The organism is Microcoleus sp. F4-D5 (genome assembly GCF_036704885.1).
Classification (GTDB): Bacteria; Cyanobacteriota; Cyanobacteriia; order Cyanobacteriales; family Microcoleaceae; genus Microcoleus.
The window spans coordinates 143,789-164,337 of the sequence record NZ_JAUBSX010000002.1; the positions used below are offsets into that span (position 1 = coordinate 143,789).

General features: G+C 42.0%; 14 protein-coding genes. 5 read left to right on the forward strand and 9 right to left on the reverse strand.

Annotated elements, in window-relative coordinates:
* Positions 1–237 precede the first annotated feature (237 nt).
* The 3 genes from QUA80_RS01940 to QUA80_RS01950 all read left to right on the forward strand — a co-directional run bounded on the left by QUA80_RS01940 (position 238) and on the right by QUA80_RS01950 (position 5,207).
* A complete protein-coding gene (locus tag QUA80_RS01940) occupies positions 238–2,829 on the forward strand; it encodes a hypothetical protein (RefSeq protein ID WP_333420895.1) in 2,592 nt (863 codons plus the stop codon).
* A 29-nt stretch (positions 2,830–2,858) separates the two neighbouring features.
* The gene (locus tag QUA80_RS01945) at positions 2,859–3,482 is read left to right on the forward strand and encodes a hypothetical protein (protein WP_333420897.1); all 624 of its coding nucleotides are present in this window, start codon (positions 2,859–2,861) and stop codon (positions 3,480–3,482) included.
* 186 nt (positions 3,483–3,668) lie between these two features.
* Positions 3,669–5,207 (forward strand): putative sugar O-methyltransferase, encoded by a 1,539-nt coding sequence (locus tag QUA80_RS01950; RefSeq protein WP_333420899.1) that lies wholly within the window; start codon positions 3,669–3,671, stop codon positions 5,205–5,207.
* Positions 5,208–5,259: 52 nt separating this feature from the next.
* On the opposite strand, the gene QUA80_RS01955 is transcribed toward QUA80_RS01950, so the two are convergent.
* The 4 genes from QUA80_RS01955 to QUA80_RS01970 form a co-directional block, all read right to left on the reverse strand.
* Complete coding sequence (locus QUA80_RS01955) at positions 5,260–6,081, reverse strand: sulfotransferase family 2 domain-containing protein (RefSeq protein ID WP_333420901.1); 822 nt, start codon at positions 6,079–6,081, stop codon at positions 5,260–5,262.
* Between the two features lie 62 nt (positions 6,082–6,143).
* Positions 6,144–10,967 carry a tetratricopeptide repeat protein gene (locus QUA80_RS01960; RefSeq protein WP_333420903.1) on the reverse strand — a complete coding sequence of 1,608 codons (4,824 nt, stop codon included), beginning with the start codon at positions 10,965–10,967 and terminating at the stop codon, positions 6,144–6,146.
* 469 nt (positions 10,968–11,436) lie between these two features.
* On the reverse strand, positions 11,437–16,026 hold the full coding sequence (locus QUA80_RS01965; protein WP_333420905.1) for a tetratricopeptide repeat protein: 4,590 nt from the start codon (positions 16,024–16,026) through the stop codon (positions 11,437–11,439).
* A gap of 40 nt (positions 16,027–16,066) precedes the next feature.
* Complete coding sequence (locus QUA80_RS01970; protein ID WP_333420907.1) at positions 16,067–16,246, reverse strand: hypothetical protein; 180 nt, start codon at positions 16,244–16,246, stop codon at positions 16,067–16,069.
* Positions 16,247–16,293: 47 nt separating this feature from the next.
* On the opposite strand from QUA80_RS01970, the gene QUA80_RS01975 reads away from it, so the two are divergent.
* The gene (locus QUA80_RS01975; protein ID WP_333420909.1) at positions 16,294–16,485 is read left to right on the forward strand and encodes a hypothetical protein; all 192 of its coding nucleotides are present in this window, start codon (positions 16,294–16,296) and stop codon (positions 16,483–16,485) included.
* Between the two features lie 16 nt (positions 16,486–16,501).
* The gene (locus QUA80_RS01980) at positions 16,502–17,149 is read left to right on the forward strand and encodes a Uma2 family endonuclease (RefSeq protein ID WP_333420910.1); all 648 of its coding nucleotides are present in this window, start codon (positions 16,502–16,504) and stop codon (positions 17,147–17,149) included.
* Positions 17,150–17,263: 114 nt separating this feature from the next.
* Here the strand turns inward: QUA80_RS01980 and QUA80_RS01985 are convergent, their stop codons facing one another.
* The 5 genes from QUA80_RS01985 to QUA80_RS02005 all read right to left on the reverse strand — a co-directional run bounded on the left by QUA80_RS01985 (position 17,264) and on the right by QUA80_RS02005 (position 20,249).
* Positions 17,264–17,869, reverse strand: coding sequence for a 50S ribosomal protein L25/general stress protein Ctc (locus QUA80_RS01985; protein WP_333420912.1), 606 nt, complete (start codon positions 17,867–17,869; stop codon positions 17,264–17,266).
* A 64-nt stretch (positions 17,870–17,933) separates the two neighbouring features.
* Positions 17,934–18,305, reverse strand: coding sequence for a hypothetical protein (locus QUA80_RS01990; RefSeq protein WP_333420914.1), 372 nt, complete (start codon positions 18,303–18,305; stop codon positions 17,934–17,936).
* Positions 18,305–18,523 (reverse strand): hypothetical protein, encoded by a 219-nt coding sequence (locus QUA80_RS01995; RefSeq protein WP_333420916.1) that lies wholly within the window; start codon positions 18,521–18,523, stop codon positions 18,305–18,307. The genes QUA80_RS01990 and QUA80_RS01995 overlap by 1 nt, the downstream gene beginning before the upstream one ends.
* A gap of 23 nt (positions 18,524–18,546) precedes the next feature.
* Positions 18,547–18,753 (reverse strand): hypothetical protein, encoded by a 207-nt coding sequence (locus QUA80_RS02000; RefSeq protein WP_333420918.1) that lies wholly within the window; start codon positions 18,751–18,753, stop codon positions 18,547–18,549.
* A 155-nt stretch (positions 18,754–18,908) separates the two neighbouring features.
* Positions 18,909–20,249 carry an adenylosuccinate synthase gene (locus QUA80_RS02005; protein WP_333420919.1) on the reverse strand — a complete coding sequence of 447 codons (1,341 nt, stop codon included), beginning with the start codon at positions 20,247–20,249 and terminating at the stop codon, positions 18,909–18,911.
* Positions 20,250–20,549: the final 300 nt, after the last annotated feature.

Consider the following 20,549-nt stretch of genomic DNA (forward strand, 5'->3'; position numbering starts at 1 on the left):
TATTAAGGTTAAAGACTATGAACCATTGCTATTATAAACTTTATGGTATATACTATACGACTAACATACAGTGTCCAGATATGGTGTAACAGGAGGCAGTCCCCCCGTGGTTGCCTTGTCTGAGGTGTTGTTGCGTAAGTCTTGTACTAACTGATATTAAAAACAGTTTGTCCATTGGCTTTTTATTTTGTTAGTAAACTTTAAACTATCCATATATTTTCCAGGTAGTTCACCAAAATGCTAAGTCAAAGTCAGTCAAATGCACTAATTATTGCTAGTATGCACCGATCGGGAAGTTCCCTAACAGCAGCTATTTTGCAAAGCGCGGGCGTCTATATTGGTCGTGAGTTATTATCCCCGAATGTAGGAAATATTAAGGGACATTATGAAAATCTTGATTTTTATCATTTTCACATGGCTGTTTTGGAGTCTCAAGGAATTAATTCGTCTGGTTGGACATTGCAAGAAAAAATAGATGTAGAGGATAGATTTGTTGAAAAAGCTAAAGAAATTATCAAGAAAAATAGTCTCAGTGAAATATGGGGATGGAAAGAACCACGCACAACTTTATTTTTAGATTTTTGGGCTGAACTATTACCGGAAGCTAAGTTTATTTTTGTTTATCGTTATCCTTGGGAAGTAATAGATTCTCTATACAGGCGTGGAGATCCTATATTTCAATCTCAACCCGATATGGCAATTAAAATATGGCTACATTATAATCAAAAAATTTTGAATTGCTATAATCGATTTTCAGATCGATCCCATTTAGCAAGCCTGAATAATATTATCAGTACAAGCGATAAGTATATTGAGTCTGTTAATCAAAGGTTGCAGATTAATTTGATTTATAGTGGTGCAAATATTATTTATGAACCACCCTTATTACAACAACTGAGTTTGGATAGTTATCGGCCTAGTTTGGTTGCCCATTATTTTCCTGAAGCAATAAAGATGTATCAGGAGTTGGAAGCTAGGGCGTGGCAACCGCAAGGGGATCCGGATTTTTCATGGTTGGAAAAGATTAATGCTAATCCTTATAGGATTTGGGCTTTTCAAGACTGGGCAAGTGTGAGAAGTTTGGAGCGACAAAATCAGGTCAGTCAAAATAATGTTGATCCTGCGCAGTTAGTAAATTTACAAGCCCAATTCCAGCAAGTTCAGACAGAGTTACAACAAACTAGATTAGTGTTAGATGAGTTGATATCCCAAAGGGATGAAACTTTGGCAATAGTGGATTTATATCAAAGTCAATTGCATCAGACAGAGGAAGTTTTACAACAGTCTCAAGCACAGTTAGAGGCAAGCCGCTCCAACTTACAAAGTTCCCAAAATGAATTGCAAGAAGTTCGCTCTAACTTCCAAACTTTTCAAGATGAATTAAAAAAACTTGATACAGAAGCAAAACTAATCGGTGAATTACATCAAGCCGAGAAACTTTTGAGTGAATATGAAACTCACCTGGAAGAACTTGAAGTCATAGGTTGGCAATCTCAAACTGAATTACAATCTTTGAAAGATAATTTTCAAACTAAAGTTAATACAGAAGCAAAACTAATCGGCGAATTACATCAAGCCGAGAAACTTTTGAGTGAATATGAAACTCACCTGGAAGAACTTGAAGTCATAGGTTGGCAATCTCAAACTGAATTACAATCTTTGAAAGATAATTTTCAAACTAAAGTTAATACAGAAGCAAAACTAATCGGTGAATTACATCAAGCCGAGGAACTTTTGAGTGAATATGAAACTCACCTGGAAGAACTTGAGGCTATAACTAGCAAGTATCAAGATCAATATCTGGAATCTAAGACCCAGCTACAACAGACTCAAGCTGATGCTAACGAATATCAATATAAATACCACAAATCAGAAGATGCACTTCATAAGTATAAAACTGAACTTGAACAAAGAAAAGCTCAGTTTCACACTAGAATGAGTGAAGCAGAAGCATTAATTGAGGATTTTCAGCAGCAACTGATTCAAACGGAATCCGTTTTAACAGATTATCGGGGTTGTTATGAAGAGAATCAATTGGACTTACAGGAAGTTCGATCGCACTTACATCAAAATCAAACTGAACTAAAGCGCTATCAATCTGAAAATTATCAGTTGATTGAAGAATTAAGTATGCTTGACCAGCAAACTAAACAAAAGGGTGAAATAATCACTGAACAGCAAAAAATAATCACTGAACAGCAAAAAATAATCACTGAAAAGCAAGAAATAATCACTGAAAAGCAAGAAATAATTATGCAGCTAGAGGCGGTCAAAAACAATATTCAACAAGAAGCAGAACAATTAGAATTACTTTCTCAAGAATACCAAAGTCATATAGACGAGTTACAGCAAGCTATAGAAGATTTATTTTCAATTAAACAGGATGAGGCAAATACCTATAAGCAAGAAATCAATAAAATGCGCCAAAATCAGGTAGAGTCTGAAATTGTATTAGCGAATTATAAGTCTCAGTTAAAAGCAACTCAAGTTCAGTTAAAAGCAACTCAAGTTGAGATTGAACAACTTAAAGCTTGGCAAATTTTTAATGATAGTCAAGTAAGTGAGGGCGGGTTATCTAAATATAAAACTTTAGTATGGCAAGGGTGGCAAGCATATAATATCGGTAATTATGGTCAAATGGTCAATTATTTACAACAGTCTTTAGCTTATGCCCCCTTGTCACGGCCACAAGCTATAATAGATTGGGTTGAAAATTTCAGTCGCTTTTCTTCAGCCCAAGCTACTAGCTTAGATACTTATTCCTTGACTAACTTACCTGAATGGCAAAAGCTAGTGCGCCAAACAGCGAGATCATCACCTCCTAGGTAATGGAATGATACCTAAGTAATAAGAATTCTTTGCCACAATCTATCATTTCAGAAGTCAAACAACTTTGTAAGTTAATAGAGGTTTCTAATATGGCACTAGGTCAAGATGTTTTTGTAGAAGTATTAGAGGTTAGTCCTCAGCCCCTTCCTGCTGATGTGTTATGGGGTTTTAATATTGATGAGCCATTGGTAGGGGATGTCAGTGATTCTGATAAATTGCTAGTTAAAGGTTGGGTATTGGCGAAAAATTCAAAAGTAAAAGAAGTCCAAGTTTTGAATGGGAAAAGTTTAGTCCAGACCATCCCTGTTGACCAAACCCGTTTGGATGTAATCGCAAATTTCCCAGATGCTTCTGCTGAGCCTGGAACTGCTGGTTTTTCCTCTTGTTTAGCGCCTAGCAAACTGGAGTTGACAGAATTGCAATTGTTTGACGGAGAGGGAGAAATAGCTTTAGGAGCGGTGTTATCTAATGGTAGTAAGGTAGACTTAGGAAGAATTATAATTAGGAGGAAATTATCTCATACTGAGTATCTGGCCGGATTGGAGTCAAAAGTTAACGAAGATATAGAACGATCGAAATTACTCGTTCAATCTAGTCGTGAAAAACTAGAAGCATCTAAAATGAGATTGCAAAAACTTAAAGAAGGTTTGTAGCGATCTCTGATATAATAAAAGTCCGATCGGCAAACCACCCCGTTTTTTCGCTCTAAAATCCAAAGAGAAACATTAAAGATTAGCTTGAGCGGGCTAGATTTAGATTAAAGTAACAAGCAGAGGCGTTTTTGCATGGTTTTGAATAGTGGATTTGTGGGGAAAAAATAAAAATTTAGGAGTAATTAAATGATTTCAAACTACGCTGCAGAAACTAATCCAACATCCAAGAATGCCCCTGACGCAAATATAGAGAGACATTTTTTAGGGTATATTGATAAGATTACAGATAAATTAGTTCACGGCTGGGCTTGTAATTGTGAAGATTTTAACGAAGCTTTATGGGTTGAGGTCTATGCTGATAATGTGAATATAGGTATGGCTTACGCCAATATGTACAGGGATGACTTAAGGCATCAAGGTATCGGTGATGGCAATCACTCGTTTACTTATGAATTGCCACCTGACGCAACAGGAAAAAATATCTCCGTAAAAATCTCATCTTACGATTTTGAATTAGTTAAGAGTAAGGGATTGTTAGACGCAGAATTGTTAGCCATTAACCTAGATGATTCAGTGACACATCGTAACAAGTATCCCAGGAATAGTCTAGCTCATATTACCTACCATTATATGCCTAATGGTTGCCCTATTGTTGAGTATTTTTCTGAACCAACTATAGAAGAAGATGAATCATCTGATATTCATTTGTGCGAACGGTTGATAACTGCATTTAGAGCATCGACCCTCCCCTTTGCTCGTAAAACAGCAACTTCAGGTATGTGGAAAAGGATAGGAGATATTTTTCATTCACAGCTCTATAATATCCTTGAAGAAGGAAATCCAAGCTCACTTGCCAAATATCTTTGCAATGCTTACAGAGAAAATATTGGTCATGGATTTGCTCATATTTTAACCAGCGACATGCAGAACCCCAAATCAGCAATAGGGACAAGGATGGTTGATAATCTAATATCATTATCCGAAGCATTAGGAGTAATTGAATATGAAAACCCTGAACAAGGAAGATATGGAGTAAATATTTATGAAAACATTGATGATGTGGTATTGAAGATAGAACAGAAGGTAGGCGTTTCAATTGGTAAGCCAAAACTTTTTGGGTTGCACGGAATTAAGAATGGCGATCGAGTAATAGATATGAGGGCATCACAACATTTGTGGGCAGCTTGGCGAATGCGTGAAATCGTTGGCTTAAATAAAAATATTTGTGAAATTGGGGGAGGGTTTGGTGGTTGCTGTTATTATTCACATCTGATGGGAGCTAGGTCATACACAATCATAGACTTACCCATAATTAATGTTATATCAGGGTATTTTCTCATGAAAACTTTGGGCGAAGAAAAAGTATCACTTTTGGGAGAATCAAACAATGATAAAGCTATAAAAATAATGCCACCTTCTCAATTTTTGATGGCAACTAACAACTTCGATTTCGATATATGTTTAAATCAAGATTCGTTTCCTGAATTACCTATTGTTAGTGTATTGGAGTATCTGCAAAGGATACCTGAAGTTACTAAATCCTACTTTTTTCATATTAATCAAGAAGGATGTGCTATTACCTATGAAAACTTACCCCAGTTGAATATACATAAGATCGTGGCGGAGATGCCGAACTATAAACTTTTATATCGCTATCCTAACTGGATACGGAAAGGTTATGTTGAGGAATTGTATAGTATTGTAACTCCCCTATACCTCGATTAAAAAAAGTGGGATATCGTTAAACTTCTATCTTTGGCACATAATACAAACGAAATTAAAAATCCATCATTTCCTTAAGAGACATTCTTTTACGTTTTGCTCTTAACTCTAAACAAGATTGATATAATTCCATATCTTTTTGGTTTAAAGATACAATTTTACTTATTAACTTTTTATCACACAACAACGCTTTCAAATCATGTTTGTATTTAGGGTGTGTAGTTTCGTTAACTTGCTCTAATTCAATTTTCGGCCAGTGTAACAAATTAGTTAAATCAGTTATATCATCATCAAAAAATTCTTGAATGCCAATAAAGAAATAATCTCTATCTAATTTACAATATTGATTTAAGACATTTTGCCGACCAGGTATTTCCGCAAACTGCTCTAAACTTAAATTGCTTTCAAAAATATCCTTGTTAAGTTTGTTGGCGGACTGGTTCAAAACTTCTATGGGTCTCGAAAAAATATAATAATAATCGGACACTAACCTAACTATAGGGTTCCTAATCCACACTATTATTTTAGCCGTTGGAAATTTGGTAACAAATCGAGTTGCTAAGTGACCATGAATAACTTTATGTTTAGAAGTGATTACATCTAAATTTACTAATGATGGTTCATAGTCCAAATAACAATGCTCCTCACCATAAATTTTGGTTAATATGTTACCAAAAGAGGAACCGGCGGTTTTAGGTATATGAACCGAAACTATTTCTACTGATAAATTTGATGTTTGTTGGGATTTAGATGCTAAGGGTTGTTGATAACTGTTTAAGTCTTTTTTAAATTGTCGTAGGGAGGAACGCGCTCTCAACAAGTCTGCTTTAAATCCTTCTAAACAATAATTATTTGATTTGGATGATATATTGTCCATAATAGACCTCTTGGTATTTACACTAATATTTTATGCTTATTTTACAGGATTTTTTATTTCGGCTAGATGTCTATTATTTCTCTTAATGGATCTCCAAGTGCATAGCCTCTATCTGAGTGCTGTGAAAGCAATGGATGATAGTAGCGACTATATTCCGGTAGAGAAAGACCAAACTTTTGTAGTAAATCCTGTGGTATCATTGCGGGACAAGTTATAATTCCCGGACAATTTGTCTTTGCAGTTGCAAAAGGTGTATATGCCACTAACTTATTCTCAGAATAGCTGAAACAAGACAAATATGTTGCCAGAACACGACTGTCAGTTTCTGAAGGTAACTTAGGTAAAATTTTTAACAAAAAGTTTCGCTCGACTGCCCAAAAAAGCGGCGAAATAGCATCAACACAACGCTGACAGTTAACAGTACCAAAATAACCTGAGTCATCCAAGGATCTAGTGGTATCTGGTGAACCAATAAAGCCATCAATACCAAAAAATCCCCCAGCCCAAAGCAGATTATGTTCGTTAATGATGCGTCCCCCAACAAGCACAACATTATCAAAACCATTAATTAGACCAGCCATTTCTTGTACCCACACGGGGGAATCTTGAGCTAACTTAGCATCTAAAAAACCAATTACTTTACCTGACAAGATATTTTTGCTTGCTAATACCTGCAAAGCTGAGACAATAGAATTTGCTTGAATAGTATAAACTGAAACATTCTGAAATAGGGAAGAATCTGATTTAAGCCCAACCAACCTTTTGAATGTATCCTTTAAACCACTGTCGGGAAACACTAAAGCCAAGTTAAAATCAGGATAGTCTAAATTCAAAAGATTTGACTGGAAGTATTTAACGATTTCGTTTGCTGAAGTTACCCTAGGGATTTCAACAACGATCGTGGCTTTAGGTAAAGCACTCCTTTGAGGTTTGATACGCCATATACCATCATGGCTGAAAAGGTCATTGGCAACAACCTCAAAATGAGTTCCCAGTTTAGTCAGGCGTAAATGCTGATTTAGGACATACTGTTGACTTGTAATAGTGTAAGGTTTAGCACTCGTTTCTATAGAAGCAGTTGAGCCAGGGTGAATGCGCCATGAATACAGAACCTCTGGCACATGAATCGGGTGATATCCTGCTCTAATAATCCGCAAAAAAGTGTCCCAATCGTGACAACCAGCAGCCTTATTATCTTGGTATGCACCTATTTCAATAGCTACGCTACGCTTAATAGCACAAACATGAGCAACAAAACAGATATTGGTGAATAGAAGGTCATCCCAGTCTGGCTTGAGGAATGGGGATACAACTGTAGAGTGGATATTAGTTTTGTCTTCGTCAGAATAGAGTGCTGCTGGCCACTGATGTCGATCAATATAAGCTGCTATGATTTTCAGTGCATCAATAGTCAGAAAATCATCAGCATCTACAGGTACAATGTAATCGCCACTAGCCGCCTTAAATGCAGCGCCATATCCACCCATAATACCTTGATTAGTTTCTAACCTAAAGTAATGAACCTTCTCTCGTTGAGAAATTTTATCTAGCCACGCTCTGCACTCCGGTAAGTCACTACCATTATCCACCACAATCCACTCAAAATTATGGTATGTCTGCCTTAATATTGTTGCCTCTAGCTCAGAAAGATAGCGTTCCTTGACATTATAAACACTTAAAACCAGAGAAAATTTTATATCCTGTTTAAATAGTTTTATTTGATGATTGCGAGTCACTAAGCGTTGATTTTTCCAAGAGAGGTAGTCTAATTCCTTTTTATCTTGTTTTTTGGAAAAGTTTTTTTCATAGAATGGAGAATTAGACCTAAAGTTCGGATTATAAAAAGGATCGTTAGGATAGCCCCAAAGCAATGTAAATTGCTCCAACTCCCATAAATTAGTGCCTGATTTTGACTGACCTTCAAAATGAAACCACTCTATTGATGGCTCAATAACGATACGCAAACCCATCTGGCGCAATTTGAAACAAAAGTCCACATCGTTATAGTTTAAAGGCAACTCTTCATTAAACCCACCAACGCTTAAATAAATATCCCGTCGCGTTAAAAGACAAGCTCCTGTTGTGGCAACAGCATTATGGGTAAGTTGCAACATTGCTTGTGGCCCATTAGTCAGTCGATGTTCGCCAATCATACTATGAGTCGGACCACCATCCATCCAAAGAACACCAATATGTTGTAAGGTGAAATTTTCAAATAACATTTTCACACCTACAGCACCAACTTTGTTGAGGTTAGCTAACCCCAACATTTCCCCAAGAAAATTAGGCGTTATTGCTTGAGTATCATCATTTAGCAATAAAATAAATTCACCTTTTGCCTCTTTTACGCCCAGGTTAATTTTTTCTGCAAGGTTGAATGGTGAGGATTGATAATTAACAAGGTGGATATTTTTTATCTTATTTAAAAAATGTCGCGTAGATTGAGACAAATCACCATTTTCAATTACAATCAACTCATAATTGTTATATCCAGCATAATCAATAATACTCTGAATGCAATTGCAGAGCAAATCAATGCTCTGACCGCCAATCATGGCACTGCGACCGGCTGTTGGGATGACTATGCTGACAAGTGGTTTGCTCTCAGGAGGTGCGTAAATTATTCTCCAATTACCCGCACTTAAACGGCTGACAACCTGACCAGATAGATTCTGGTTCTCTAGGTAACTCATTAGTGCTTGCTTTTGAAGTTCAATAGCACTTGGTTTATTGGCAAGAGTTTGAGCCGTTGATGTATTGGTTGCACGCCAATGATATAAAATTTTGGGGATGTGATGGAATCGGTCAGTTATAGCAGAAACCCGTAAGGCTAAATCATAGTCCTGGGTTCCATCAAATGCAGAACGAAAGCTACCAGCGAGAGCGATTATTGTAGCACGGTAAACGGTAAAATGACCTATATACATGGTGCTAGTCAACAAATCCGGCGACCATCCTGGCTTGAAAGTTTTATCAAAGCTCTCACCATGAACTGAGAACTTGTCCTCATCACTATAAATAACATCTAGGTTCTGCTCATCATTGAGCGCACAGGCTATTTCTAGCAAAGCGTCCGGCGTGATCTCGTCATCGTGATCTAGTAGTCCAATAAACTCCCCAGTCGCTAGTTGTAAAGCAGAGCGTGACGCAGCAGAGATCCCGCTATTTTGAGATAAAAAAGTTGCTTTAATTCGATGGTCTTGCTTCTCGTAACTCAGCAGAACATCCCTTACATATATGGAATTAGAACCATCATCGGCTAGGCATAATTCCCAATGGGGATAAATTTGCTTTTTAACGGACTCAATACATAGTTCAAGAAACTCTCGCTCTGGATTAAAAACAGGAACTATAATAGAAATTATTGGTTTGTACGTCAACTGAGCGAGTCTTTGTAAGCTGGAAGGTATATCAATATTATCAATCCAAATTTCCTTTTTCTGCTCCAATTCAATTTGTATCGATTTTAGCCGAGTATTTCCTTCGGTCCAACCATGCAGAAGAAAATGCTCGTATCCAGACTTGTAAATACCTTGATTGACGACATTACTTACATCAGGATTTTCTCTGAGATAAACAGCCTCTATATAACCTGGTAATCGCTTACGCAGACCTTGTATATCTTCGGAAGCGCCATACTCCATCCAATGATCGAAACCTGATTTGAAGTTTCCCTGATTTACACCTTCTGCAACATCAGCATGAAATTGCAAATATAATTTTTCACAAAAGGTAGATTGTTTTAATTCACAATCTTTGGGTTCAAACAAGGAATTAACTACCTCATTTTCTTGTATGAGTAGAGCTTCTGCTAAATGTTGTTTGACCACTTCAGAATTAGGACTGATTTCCCAAGCTTTCTGGTAAGCTGTGATCGCCTCATCATACCGCCCCAACTGATACAGAGCAAACCCCAAATGATCCTGAGCCTCCAGCGAATTCGGATCGAACTCAACTGATTTGCGATAGGCCCCGACAGCTTGATCCCACTTTTGCAGTTTCGCCAAAGCATCGCCCAAATGCTGGTAAACCACCGCCGCATCAGGGACAAGCTCAAGCGTTTTCTGGTAAGATTCGATCGCCTCCTCCCACCGCTGCACGATCGACAAAGTATGCCCCAAATAGTGATGGACGATCGCCGAACCCGGTTCCAACTCAGCGGCCTTGCTGTAAGCCGCGATCGCCTCCTCCCATTGACCCTGTGCCGCTAAAGCCGTTCCCAATTTATAGTAAAGCCAATGGAAATCTGGTTTTAACTGAATCGCCTTTCGGTAATAACCCACCGCTTCTGCTAATTCATTCTTACCTTGCAAAGCCTCTGCCAACTTCAGGTACAAATCTCCCTCGCCCGGATTTAGATCGATCGCATGACACAAGCACTCAATCCCTTCATCAACCCGTCCCTGTCTTGCCAAAGCCTCCCACAAATTTTGGTAAGGCAAAGCCGATTCCGAGTCAAGCTCGATCGCTTTTCGCAAACAACTTATAGATTCATCCAGTTGACCTTGCAAACACAAAGCCTTGCCTAAACTATTGTGAAACTCGTAGAAATCCGGATATATTTCCACAGCTTTGCGGTACGCAGCAACGGCTTCATCTAGATTACCCTGCTGTTCCAAAACCTCTCCTAAATTGTGCCAAGACCAAGCCGAATTCGGGTTAAGTTCGCAGGCCCTGCAGTAACTTTTTTCCGCCCCATCCCGCTGCCCCAATTTCGCCAAAACTTCACCCAAATTGTGGTGATACCAGGAAAAATCCGGGTTGAGTTCTGTACAGCGCTGGTAGGCGGCGGCGGCTTCCTCTAATTTACCAGACTGTTTCAAGAGGTTGCCTCTATGAAAATAATTAGAAGCTGTCTCTTCATGCACTTGTAATGAATTATTCATAATTTTGTACCCGAGATTTCATTTTTTTTAGCTTGGTCGAGGCTGGGTTTATAAGTACCTTGTATCTGACATCTTGCACCAATGTCAATCTTCAGGATGCTCGCGCGGGGTGGGGCGGTTTTTTTAGTCTTTGGGTATCCCTTGAAGCTATCGGTGAACCCGCCCCTGCAGGTTTTTGACATTGGTGCCGTCTGGTGAATTGTATCGGTCTTCTGTCTGAGTCACAATCCTCTCGATCCCCCCTAGCCCCCCTTAGCAAGGGGGGGACAAGAGCGTTCAAAGTTCCTCTTCTTGAGTCTGAGTCACAATCCTCTCGATTTCCCTAGTCCAGGGCGGGTACGGGGGTGAACAATAAGCGTTCAAAGTCCCCCTTCTTAAGGGGAATTTAGGGGGATCGAGACTTTGGTGCAAACTAGAGATACAGAAGGTTTTAGGCTTAAGTTGACACCCTAAACTCATGGGGATGTTCCTAATTCGTCGGCCGCCAATTCTCGTCCTCCAATCTGATACCGCTATCTTGACACGCTCTGGTTAAATGAGGGCTGTAGTAAGGGTCATTATCAATATACTTTTGCCAGCGGCTTTCCATCAGCTTCGATTCTTTTTTCAGCCGCTCTTTCTTTTCAGGCGAGTCCTCGTAACCTCGACTTTTAGATTCGTGGTGGTAGAGAACTACATGAGGCAGGTAAATATTGCGATACCCTTTCTCTAGCATCTTCAAACACAAATCCACATCATTGTAAGCCACTGTTAGTTCCTCGTCAAACCCCCCAACACTTTCAAATACTTCGCGGCGACACATTAAACACGCAGCAGTTACCGCTGAAACATTGTTCATGCCTACCACATTCCCGAAATAGCCAGGAATCGATCGCGGCATATGGTAATAACTGTGACCGGCAACTCCGCCGCCGAGTCCCATCACCACTCCCGCGTGCTGGATTTTGTGATCTGAGTATATCAACAAATTGCCCACAGCCCCGATCGAGCTTCTCTGAGCTTGTTCAACCATCCCGTCAATCCAATCGGGAGTAATTACCTCTGTATCGTTATTCAAAAACAGCAAGTAATCTCCCTCCGCTTTGCTAGCAGCGTAGTTGTTAATCTTCGAGAAATTGAAGGGAATGTCTAGTCGGTAACTTTTAAATCTGGCTGATTCCTTAGCCGTCCATTTAGCTAGAATTTCCGCCGTGTGTTGCTCTTGACTGCCGTTATCGATGACTATAACTTCGTAGTTGGGGTACACGCTCTTAGTAAAGATAGACTCCAAGCAATTGTCCAAAACATCGCCCAAATCCCGGGTCGGAATAATGATGCTGACCCGCTTGTAATCCGCAATTTTGTAGCGTGCAATAAAGTGTCCCAAAAAGTAGGGAACGCCTTCTATTTTCCCCGGTTCGCCCCTGCGTTCGATCGCCTCTTGCAAAGCTTTTTGCCCTGCATCATAGGCATAGGGTTTAGCCTCTACACCGCCAGCAGCCGAACCTGCGTGCATTCTCCAGTGGTAAAGAATTTTAGGAATGTGAAATATTTTGTCAGTTTTTTCTGTAAACCTCAACACCAGATCGTAATCTTGAGCTCCTTCAAAACCTGCTCTAAAACCGCCGATTTCATTGATTAGCGATCGCCTGTAAGTTCCCAAATGGCAAGTGTACATCCGAGATAAAAATGAATCCGGACTCCATTCTGGCTTGAAGAAAGGATTTATCAGTTCCCGATCTTGGTAAATCTTATCTTCATCTGAATAAATCATGTCCGCTTCCGGGTGGCGGTTCAGCAGCAGCACCACTTCATACAATGCCTCTGGTGTCAGCGTATCGTCGTGGTCTAGCAAAGACACAAATTCACCCGTCGCCAACTCCAAAGCAGAATTAGAACAGTGAGAAATGTGACCGTTTTTGGTTCTGTAAGCTACTTTTATCCGGCTATCTTTGGCTGCATATTCTTGCAAAATTTGCTTGACATGAGGCGCGGTTGATGCATCATCCGCAATGCACAATTCCCAATAAGGATATATCTGATTGAGAACTGATTCTATTGCCTCCTTTAAATAATTTTCTGGCGTATTGTAAGCCGGCATGACGATGCTAATCAGCGGCTTGTAGTTAAAGATTTCTAATATTTCCGCCATCTTCCGCAAGTCAGCTTCTCTGGGGCTGTTCTTAGCGCGCCACTTCGTGTAAGCTGGGTCTTGACCGAGGAATAGCGAATCTCGCAAGTTTTGATAATCCAAACCAAAAAGTTTCGGATCTAGTTTGCTCGCCGTCTGATAAGCTTCCAGAGCTTCCGAAAGCTTGTCTTGTTTAGCTAAAGTTTTTGCTAAATTGTAGTACGACCAGCCAAAGTCAGGAGCCACCTCGATCGCTTTCCGATAAGCGCCAACAGCTTCATCAAGCCGACCTTCTTGTTGAAATAGATCGGCTAAATTGTGGTGCGACCAAACAAAACTTGGATTCAGTTCTGCCGCTTTCCGATAGCTTTTTATAGACTCATCAAATTTACCTATTGATTTTAGGACATCGCCTAAATTGTGGTGAGTTCCAAAGTAGTTAGGATTAATTGAAATTGCTTTGCGGTAGGCGGCCACAGCCTCGGCAAATTTACCTTCTTCTTGCAGAGACGCCCCTAATTCGTGGTACTCCGCAGCTATCCCAGGGGTGTGTTCTATCGCATTTCCAGAGTGTCCGTGAACAGCGTGAGGGATCTTTTCGGTCGCTTTAGTTATTCCCTTTTTTTTTAACACCTCTTCTAAGCGTTCAGAAATAGCCTTGTCATCAGGTCGAATCTGCAAAGCCATCTGATAAAAGACGATCGCCCCATCGGGCCAATTCTTCCGCACCAAAGCATCAGCCAACTCAACATAAAGATCGGCATCATTCGGCGCAATCTCTAGCGCCTTGTGATACAACTGCACGTCATCAGGATTCTCATCAATCGCCCGCCGGTACAAACGCATCGCTTCCTTCAAATCCCACTGCGACCGCATCCTCACAGCATCAGCCAACTTTTGCGAAAGCCACGGTAAATCCCCCTGAATCTCCGCAGCGCGGCGGTAAGCGGCGATCGACTCATCCCACCGTTCCAGCTTCTCAAAAGCCGTTCCCATGTTGTAATAAGTCCACGGAAAATCGGGATTTAACTCGGCCGCGCGCCGGTAAACATCGATCGCTTCCTCCCACCTTTCCATTTCTAGCAGCACGTCGCCCAACTTGCTCTGCGACCAGAAGAAATTCGGATTAACTTCGTTAGCACGCTGGTAGGCAACAACCGCCTCATCCCACCGTTCCAACTTCACCAGCGATTCTGCTAAATTGTTGTGCGCCCAAAAATGGTCGGGATTGAGTTCGATCGACCTTTGGTAAGCCGAAATTGCCTCATCCCACCGTTCCCGTTTAATCAGCGCGTCTGCTAAATAATTGTGCGACCAACTGAAATCTGGATTTAATTCTGTTGCTTTGCGGTAAGACTCTACAGCTTCTTCCCACCGTTCCAACTTAACCAGAACGTCTGCTAAATTGTTGTGAGACCAGCTAAAATCTGGATTTAATTCGATCGCTTTGCGGTAAGCATTTACAGATTCCTCCCACCGTTCCAACTTAACCAGTGACTCAGCTAAATTGTTGTGCGACCAAGAAAGATCGGGATTGTTTCTAATCGCATTAGTGTAAGCTTCTACCGCCGCTTCCCACTGTTCTTGATTTCTGAGAATTTCGCCCAATTCGTGATAAGCTGCGCCTGCATTTGGGTTCAACTCAACCGCGCGCCGGTAACACTCAATTCCCTTATCTACCTTACCTTGCTCGATCAAAGTTTTGGCTAAATTTTCGTGTTCCTCAGCCGTGCCCGACTTGGGGTCGATCGCAAATGCTCGATACCAAGCCTCAGCCGCCGCCTCCGACTTGCCTAACTGCGTCAAAAGTTTCGCAAAATTGCGAAAAGCACCCGCAAAATCCGGCTTGAGGGCGATCGCCTTTTCGTAAGCAGAAACCGCTTGCTGCCACTGTTCTTGCTGCGCGCAAATGCTGCCGTAATTAGCATAAGCTTCGGCAAAATTTGGGTTAATTTCTATTGCTTTGACATAGCAACTTTTAGCTTCATCAATTTTGCCGCCCGCTTGCAGCGCGTTGCCCAGCATTTTGTAAAGCGGCGCTTCCGGCTTAATTTGCAGCGCCTTCTTGCAAGCTGCGATCGCCTGTTCCAATTTGCCCTGAGCAAAATAGCCTTCCGCCAGTATTTTGTATGCTTCTGGATCTTCTATATTAATTGGAGAATTAACTGCCTGCTGAACTGGCGGCTTAACTGGCGGCTGCACTGGCGGCTGCACTGGGGTGGCTGCGGGCTGCTGCTTAACTGCACCGTTTGTCGCAGTGGCACCCGCCAAAGTTTGCTGTCCCTCGCTGCCGTTTCTGGCATTAGCTGCATTCAGTTCAATAGCTTTGCGATAATATGCTGTCGCTTCCTCTAACTTGCCTTGTTTTTTTAGCGCTTCGCCCAAATTTTGGTAAGCAGTTGCCACATTAGGATTTAATTTTATGGCGCGATCGTAACAAGCGATCGCTTCGGCGAATTTTTCCTGCCGAAAAAAAGCGTCGCCCATATTCAAGTGTTCCCCAGGCGGTACTTTTTCCGGTTCCAAACTAAATGCTTGATACCAGCACTGCTGCGCTTCTTCCGGTTTGCCAATTTGTCCGAATACTTTTGCTAAATTCCGGTAAACTCCCGCGAAATTCGGCTTAATCGCGATCGCCTTTTGATAAAATCCGATCGCCTCCTGCCATTTTTGCTGCCCGGCGCCCAGGCTGCCCAAATTCGCGTATACTTCCGCAAAATTCGGTTCTATTTCAATCGCTTTAGCGTACCAGTGCCGCGCCTCTTCCATCCTGCCTTGAGCTTGCAGCGCGTTGCCCAAAGTCTTGTAAGCCGGTGCAAAATTGGGATGAATTTTCAAAGCTTGTTCGCAGGATGCGATCGCTTCTTCTATTTTTCCTTGGGATAAGTATGTTTCTCCCTGTTGGTTAAATTGAACCGCTGTTGATTCTGTACTGACTGTTGATGGCATAGGGGCGGCGGCTCCACAAGTAGCAAGTAAATTATAGGATTCAAAATGTTTCACAATTATACAGCGGTTTGACGCCAACAATTGTCGTCTTACCCAAGCTGTCGAGAATGTGATGGAAAGGTTCAACAATAGCAGAATACGATCGCGATCGCGTAACTCCGGCAAAAAAGCGATCGACCTTATGCGCCTCGGTTGTTTCCAGGCATTCTGCTGCTTGCACCCGATCTAGCGGTTTTCACGCCCCATAAGAGATGCCAGAGTCGGCGAATGTCAGGATTTTCGAGGTTGGGTTTGTACCTCCAGAAACCTGAGAAAGGCGATAGTGCCGCAGACGACGATCCAGCGGCAATAGTTCCTCACACACCAAAATCGATGGCAGGCAAGATGTCTGCACCACAAGACTTATTGAAGAAATATATTAAAATAATTAACAGTAAATGTTCTGTCAACTTTCCTTAAAATTGCGGTAATTTTGATGTTGTTAGAGCCACCCCCTCAACTTGTCGGTGAAAAGCGTCTCACCTTTCGCGAGATCGATTGGCAAGCCTTTAAGCAAATTCAAAGTTTGCTGATGGAGCGCACCCGCGCCCGCTTTACCTACGATAATGGAGTATTAGAAATTACCATGCCCCTCGAAGGACACGAACGCTCTGCTCGCTTGATTGAACTCTTTGTTAGAGTCCTTGTAGTAGAGATGGGGATGAGAATGAAGACGATGGGATCGACTACGCTCGATCGCGAAGACCTACTCAAGAGCGCCGAGCCAGACAATGGATATTACATCCAGAATTATGCCTTAGTTGCCGATCGTGAGGTTAATTTGAATGTCGATCCAGCCCCGGATTTAGTCGTGGAAGTGGATATTACCCATACCGATATCAATAAAAATACACTCTATGCCAGTATGGGCGTGCCTGAGTTTTGGCGGTTTAACGGGCGGGTGTGGCGGATTCTGCAATTAGTCGATGGGGCTTATGTGGAGTGCGATCGATCTCCGACTTTTCCTATCGTTGAAAAAACGGATTTATTCCGGTTTCTAGAAGCGGCTTTCATTGATGAAGTTGCCGCCGAGATTGATTTTCGTCAATGGGTGCGACAGCAGATTCTAGGCGGAGTAGAGTAAGTGCGATCGCGCTCAAACTAGAATAGCCTTTTTAGCAAAAAACGATCGCCCTTTTGGGAGAAAGCGATCGCCCTTTTTTTCCACAATTAGTTAACAACTATTAGCAATTACTAATTAAGCCGCTGCGTCTGCGTCTGCGTCTGCGTCTTCTGCTTCAGCACCTGCTTGAATTCCGAGCACGGTAACAACCACCTGATCTGGTTCGCCGAGAGCTACCACTCCGGCAGGCAAAACTAATTCGTGAATGTGCAGCGCATCCCCAACCTTTAAATTAGAAATATCTACTTCAATTCCTTCAGGAATGCTGTCAGGTTTGCACTTCACTGCTAGTTGTGTCAGCACGGTATCCAAGATGCCGCCTTCTAACTTAACGCCGACAGCTTCGCCGACAAAATTCAGCGACAATTCAACTTCCAGGCTGTCTTGAGTCGCCACGGAGAAAAAGCTCAGGTGGTAAGGATAGCCCTTCCAAGGATGAACTTGAACTTCCCGGAGCAAGGTTTTTCCGCTCCAAGAGAGGTCGGGAATGCTGAGGTCAATTAGGGTATTGTTGACTGCGTGCTTTTTGAGCAGGTGTTCAACTGTTTTGGCTTTGATGGTAAGGGAAATGGATTCAGATCCTTTGTGACCGTAGAGGACGGCGGGAATCAATCCAGAGCGGCGGAGGGCGTTAGGTTTGCTGCCTTCTGCCCGCTTTTGACATTCTACTGCGAGTTCCATTTTATGACTTTCTGCTGATTGTTTTCACATTTTACCAGAATTGTGATATTGCGATCGCCCTTAATTAAACGACCCGCTGAAGATACTGATAATCTTCGTTTTCAACACATTTTAGCAAGTCCAGCAATTTCCTCAAACGGTAGGTTGCTGTTTGATACTCTTCTTTGAGAGGGGAATCTCCCAGCTTGGTGAGGACGGTATCGCTTTCGCAGATAATTGCATCTCGGAAAAAATTTCTGAGCTTCTGGCGAATATCTCGATCTAACTCAACTACAGGTAGCTTCTCCTCTTCTTCATCTATCAAAATATTTCTGGGGAGCGATTTGCCGATTTGGGAAAATTCTGATTTTGCCAACCACTCGTAAACGTCTTCAGATATTTCGACATAGTGCGGTGGTCGAGCTGTTTTTAAGGCATAAAAAATAATATCTAACATTAGCTTTCTTCTTGGCCTTCCTGATTCAACAACTCACTTTCTGGAAAATTTTCTACCCAAGCTACATCTCCTTTGTCGAATACAGCCTTAGCCGATTGAGTAATTTTTCCTGTGGTAATAACTCCAATCACAGTTCCTTTTTGACATATTTCCTTAGCTTTTGTGGAATCTATTTTCTTGGTTTTCCAGGCTTTGATTTCAATATGCGGTTCATTCATTATTGTTTATATTTTTTTATAAATTAACTATTAAATTCGCTCTGCCAATTGCGGAGTAGCTGTTTAACTCGGGGAACATCCCAATCGTTGACTATCAAAATATCACCTTTGGGATTGTTTCCGGTTGTTCTCTTGGCTTGTATTCCTTGTTTTCCTAGCTTTATTATAATCCACCCAATCATGTCTCTGTGAACTTCTAGCCGTGCTATCAGTTCATCCTCGTCAGTCATTTACGTAACTCCTTATAAATAAGGATGCACTTGACCTCGCCGCAGATCGAGTGCACTAATCTCCTGGAACCTTGAGCTAGGTGGGTGGCGGCGAGGCTGGCAACAGCTTCGAGTATTATGGATCGAGACCCAACATTATATTTTACCTCACAACGTTAAGCTGGTGCTGCTACAGGCATACCGTCAGCAGAGAGCAAAGCGCGCTTCGGGCCGTGAATCGGGTCTTCTACAATAATAGTTTGGTCGCGGCTGGCACCGAGAGAAACGATCGCGATCGGCACTTCCATCAAATCTGCCAAAAACTTCAGATAATTCAAAGCTTGCTGGGGCAAATCTTCCAAATTCCGGCACTCTTCCGTAGACTGTTTCCAACCGGGAAGGGTTTCGTAAATAGGTTTGCACCGAGAAAATATCCGGGAACCTTTGGGGAAATCAACACATTTTTCGCCGTCAATTTCGTAAGCAACGCAAACTTTTATTTCTTCTAATTCATCCAAAACATCTAGTTTGGTAATTGCCAGACAGTCAAGGCCGTTGATGCGGACTGCGTAGCGGCCGATTACCGCGTCGAACCAACCGCAGCGGCGTTTGCGGCCGGTTGTCGTGCCGAATTCTGCACCTCGATCGCCCAAAATTTGGCCTATTCCATCTACCATTTCGGTAGGGAATGGGCCTTCCCCGACGCGGGTTGTATAAGCTTTTGCTACGCCAATTACGCGATCGATCGCTGTCGGGCCAACTCCGGTTCCCACACAAGCCCCACCAGCGATCGGATTGCTCGAAGTAACGTAAGGATAAGTACCGTGGTCTAAGTCTAATAAAGTGCCTTGCGCGCCTTCAAACAGAATATTTTTCCGCTTGTGAATTCCCTCATAAATCTTCAGGGAACTATCTACTACGTGCGGCCGCAAACGTTCGGCATAAACTCGATATTCATCAATTACGTCTTGCGGATTTAAAGGCGGCAAATTGTAGAGTTTTTCTAGAAGGACATTTTTACAGTTAATCGTCCATTCCAATTGTTCTTGCAACCCTTCCAAGTCCATTAAATCGAGCATCCGAATCCCAGTGCGTTCCGACTTGTCGGCGTAAGTAGGGCCGATGCCGCGTCCCGTCGTCCCGATTTTATAATTTCCCCGCTGCGTTTCCGATGCTACATCAATTAATCGATGATAGGGCATCGTGACGTGAGCCGTCTCCGAAATCATCAGCGAGGTTGTTGAAATATTCAGTGCCTCTAGCTGATCTAACTCTGCAATTAAAACTTTAGGGTCGATCACCGTACCGCAGCCGATGATACACTCTTTATCAGGGTAGAGAATCCCGGACGGAATTAAGTGCAGTTTGAAAGTTTGACCGTTTACTACCACGGTGTGACCGGCGTTGACGCCCCCTTGGTACCGGACAACGATATCTGCGGATTTGCTGAGCAAATCGGTAATTTTGCCTTTTCCTTCATCGCCCCACTGGGCGCCGATCACAACTACGTTAGCCAAGGGTTTCTCGCGTTCAGTTCAGGTTGACACAATCTCCGATTATGTATGAATGCGTCCTCAATGTCAAATAAATTTTTGTTACAATTGAGAGACTTGAGGCTGTATTGCTCTCAAAAACCAACTTCCAGCACTATCGGGGGACTTGGGAAGGGAGAGTAGGAGAGGGGAAGAATGGGTGAGGATTTGACGAGTTTTTAGGGGAATCCCACGTGCAGCTTAAATGTGGAAGAGTTTACCTGCTGGAGGTTGTTGGCTAGTATTTGGGAAAACCCGGTTTCTGGCCGCTGATGCGTATAGGAC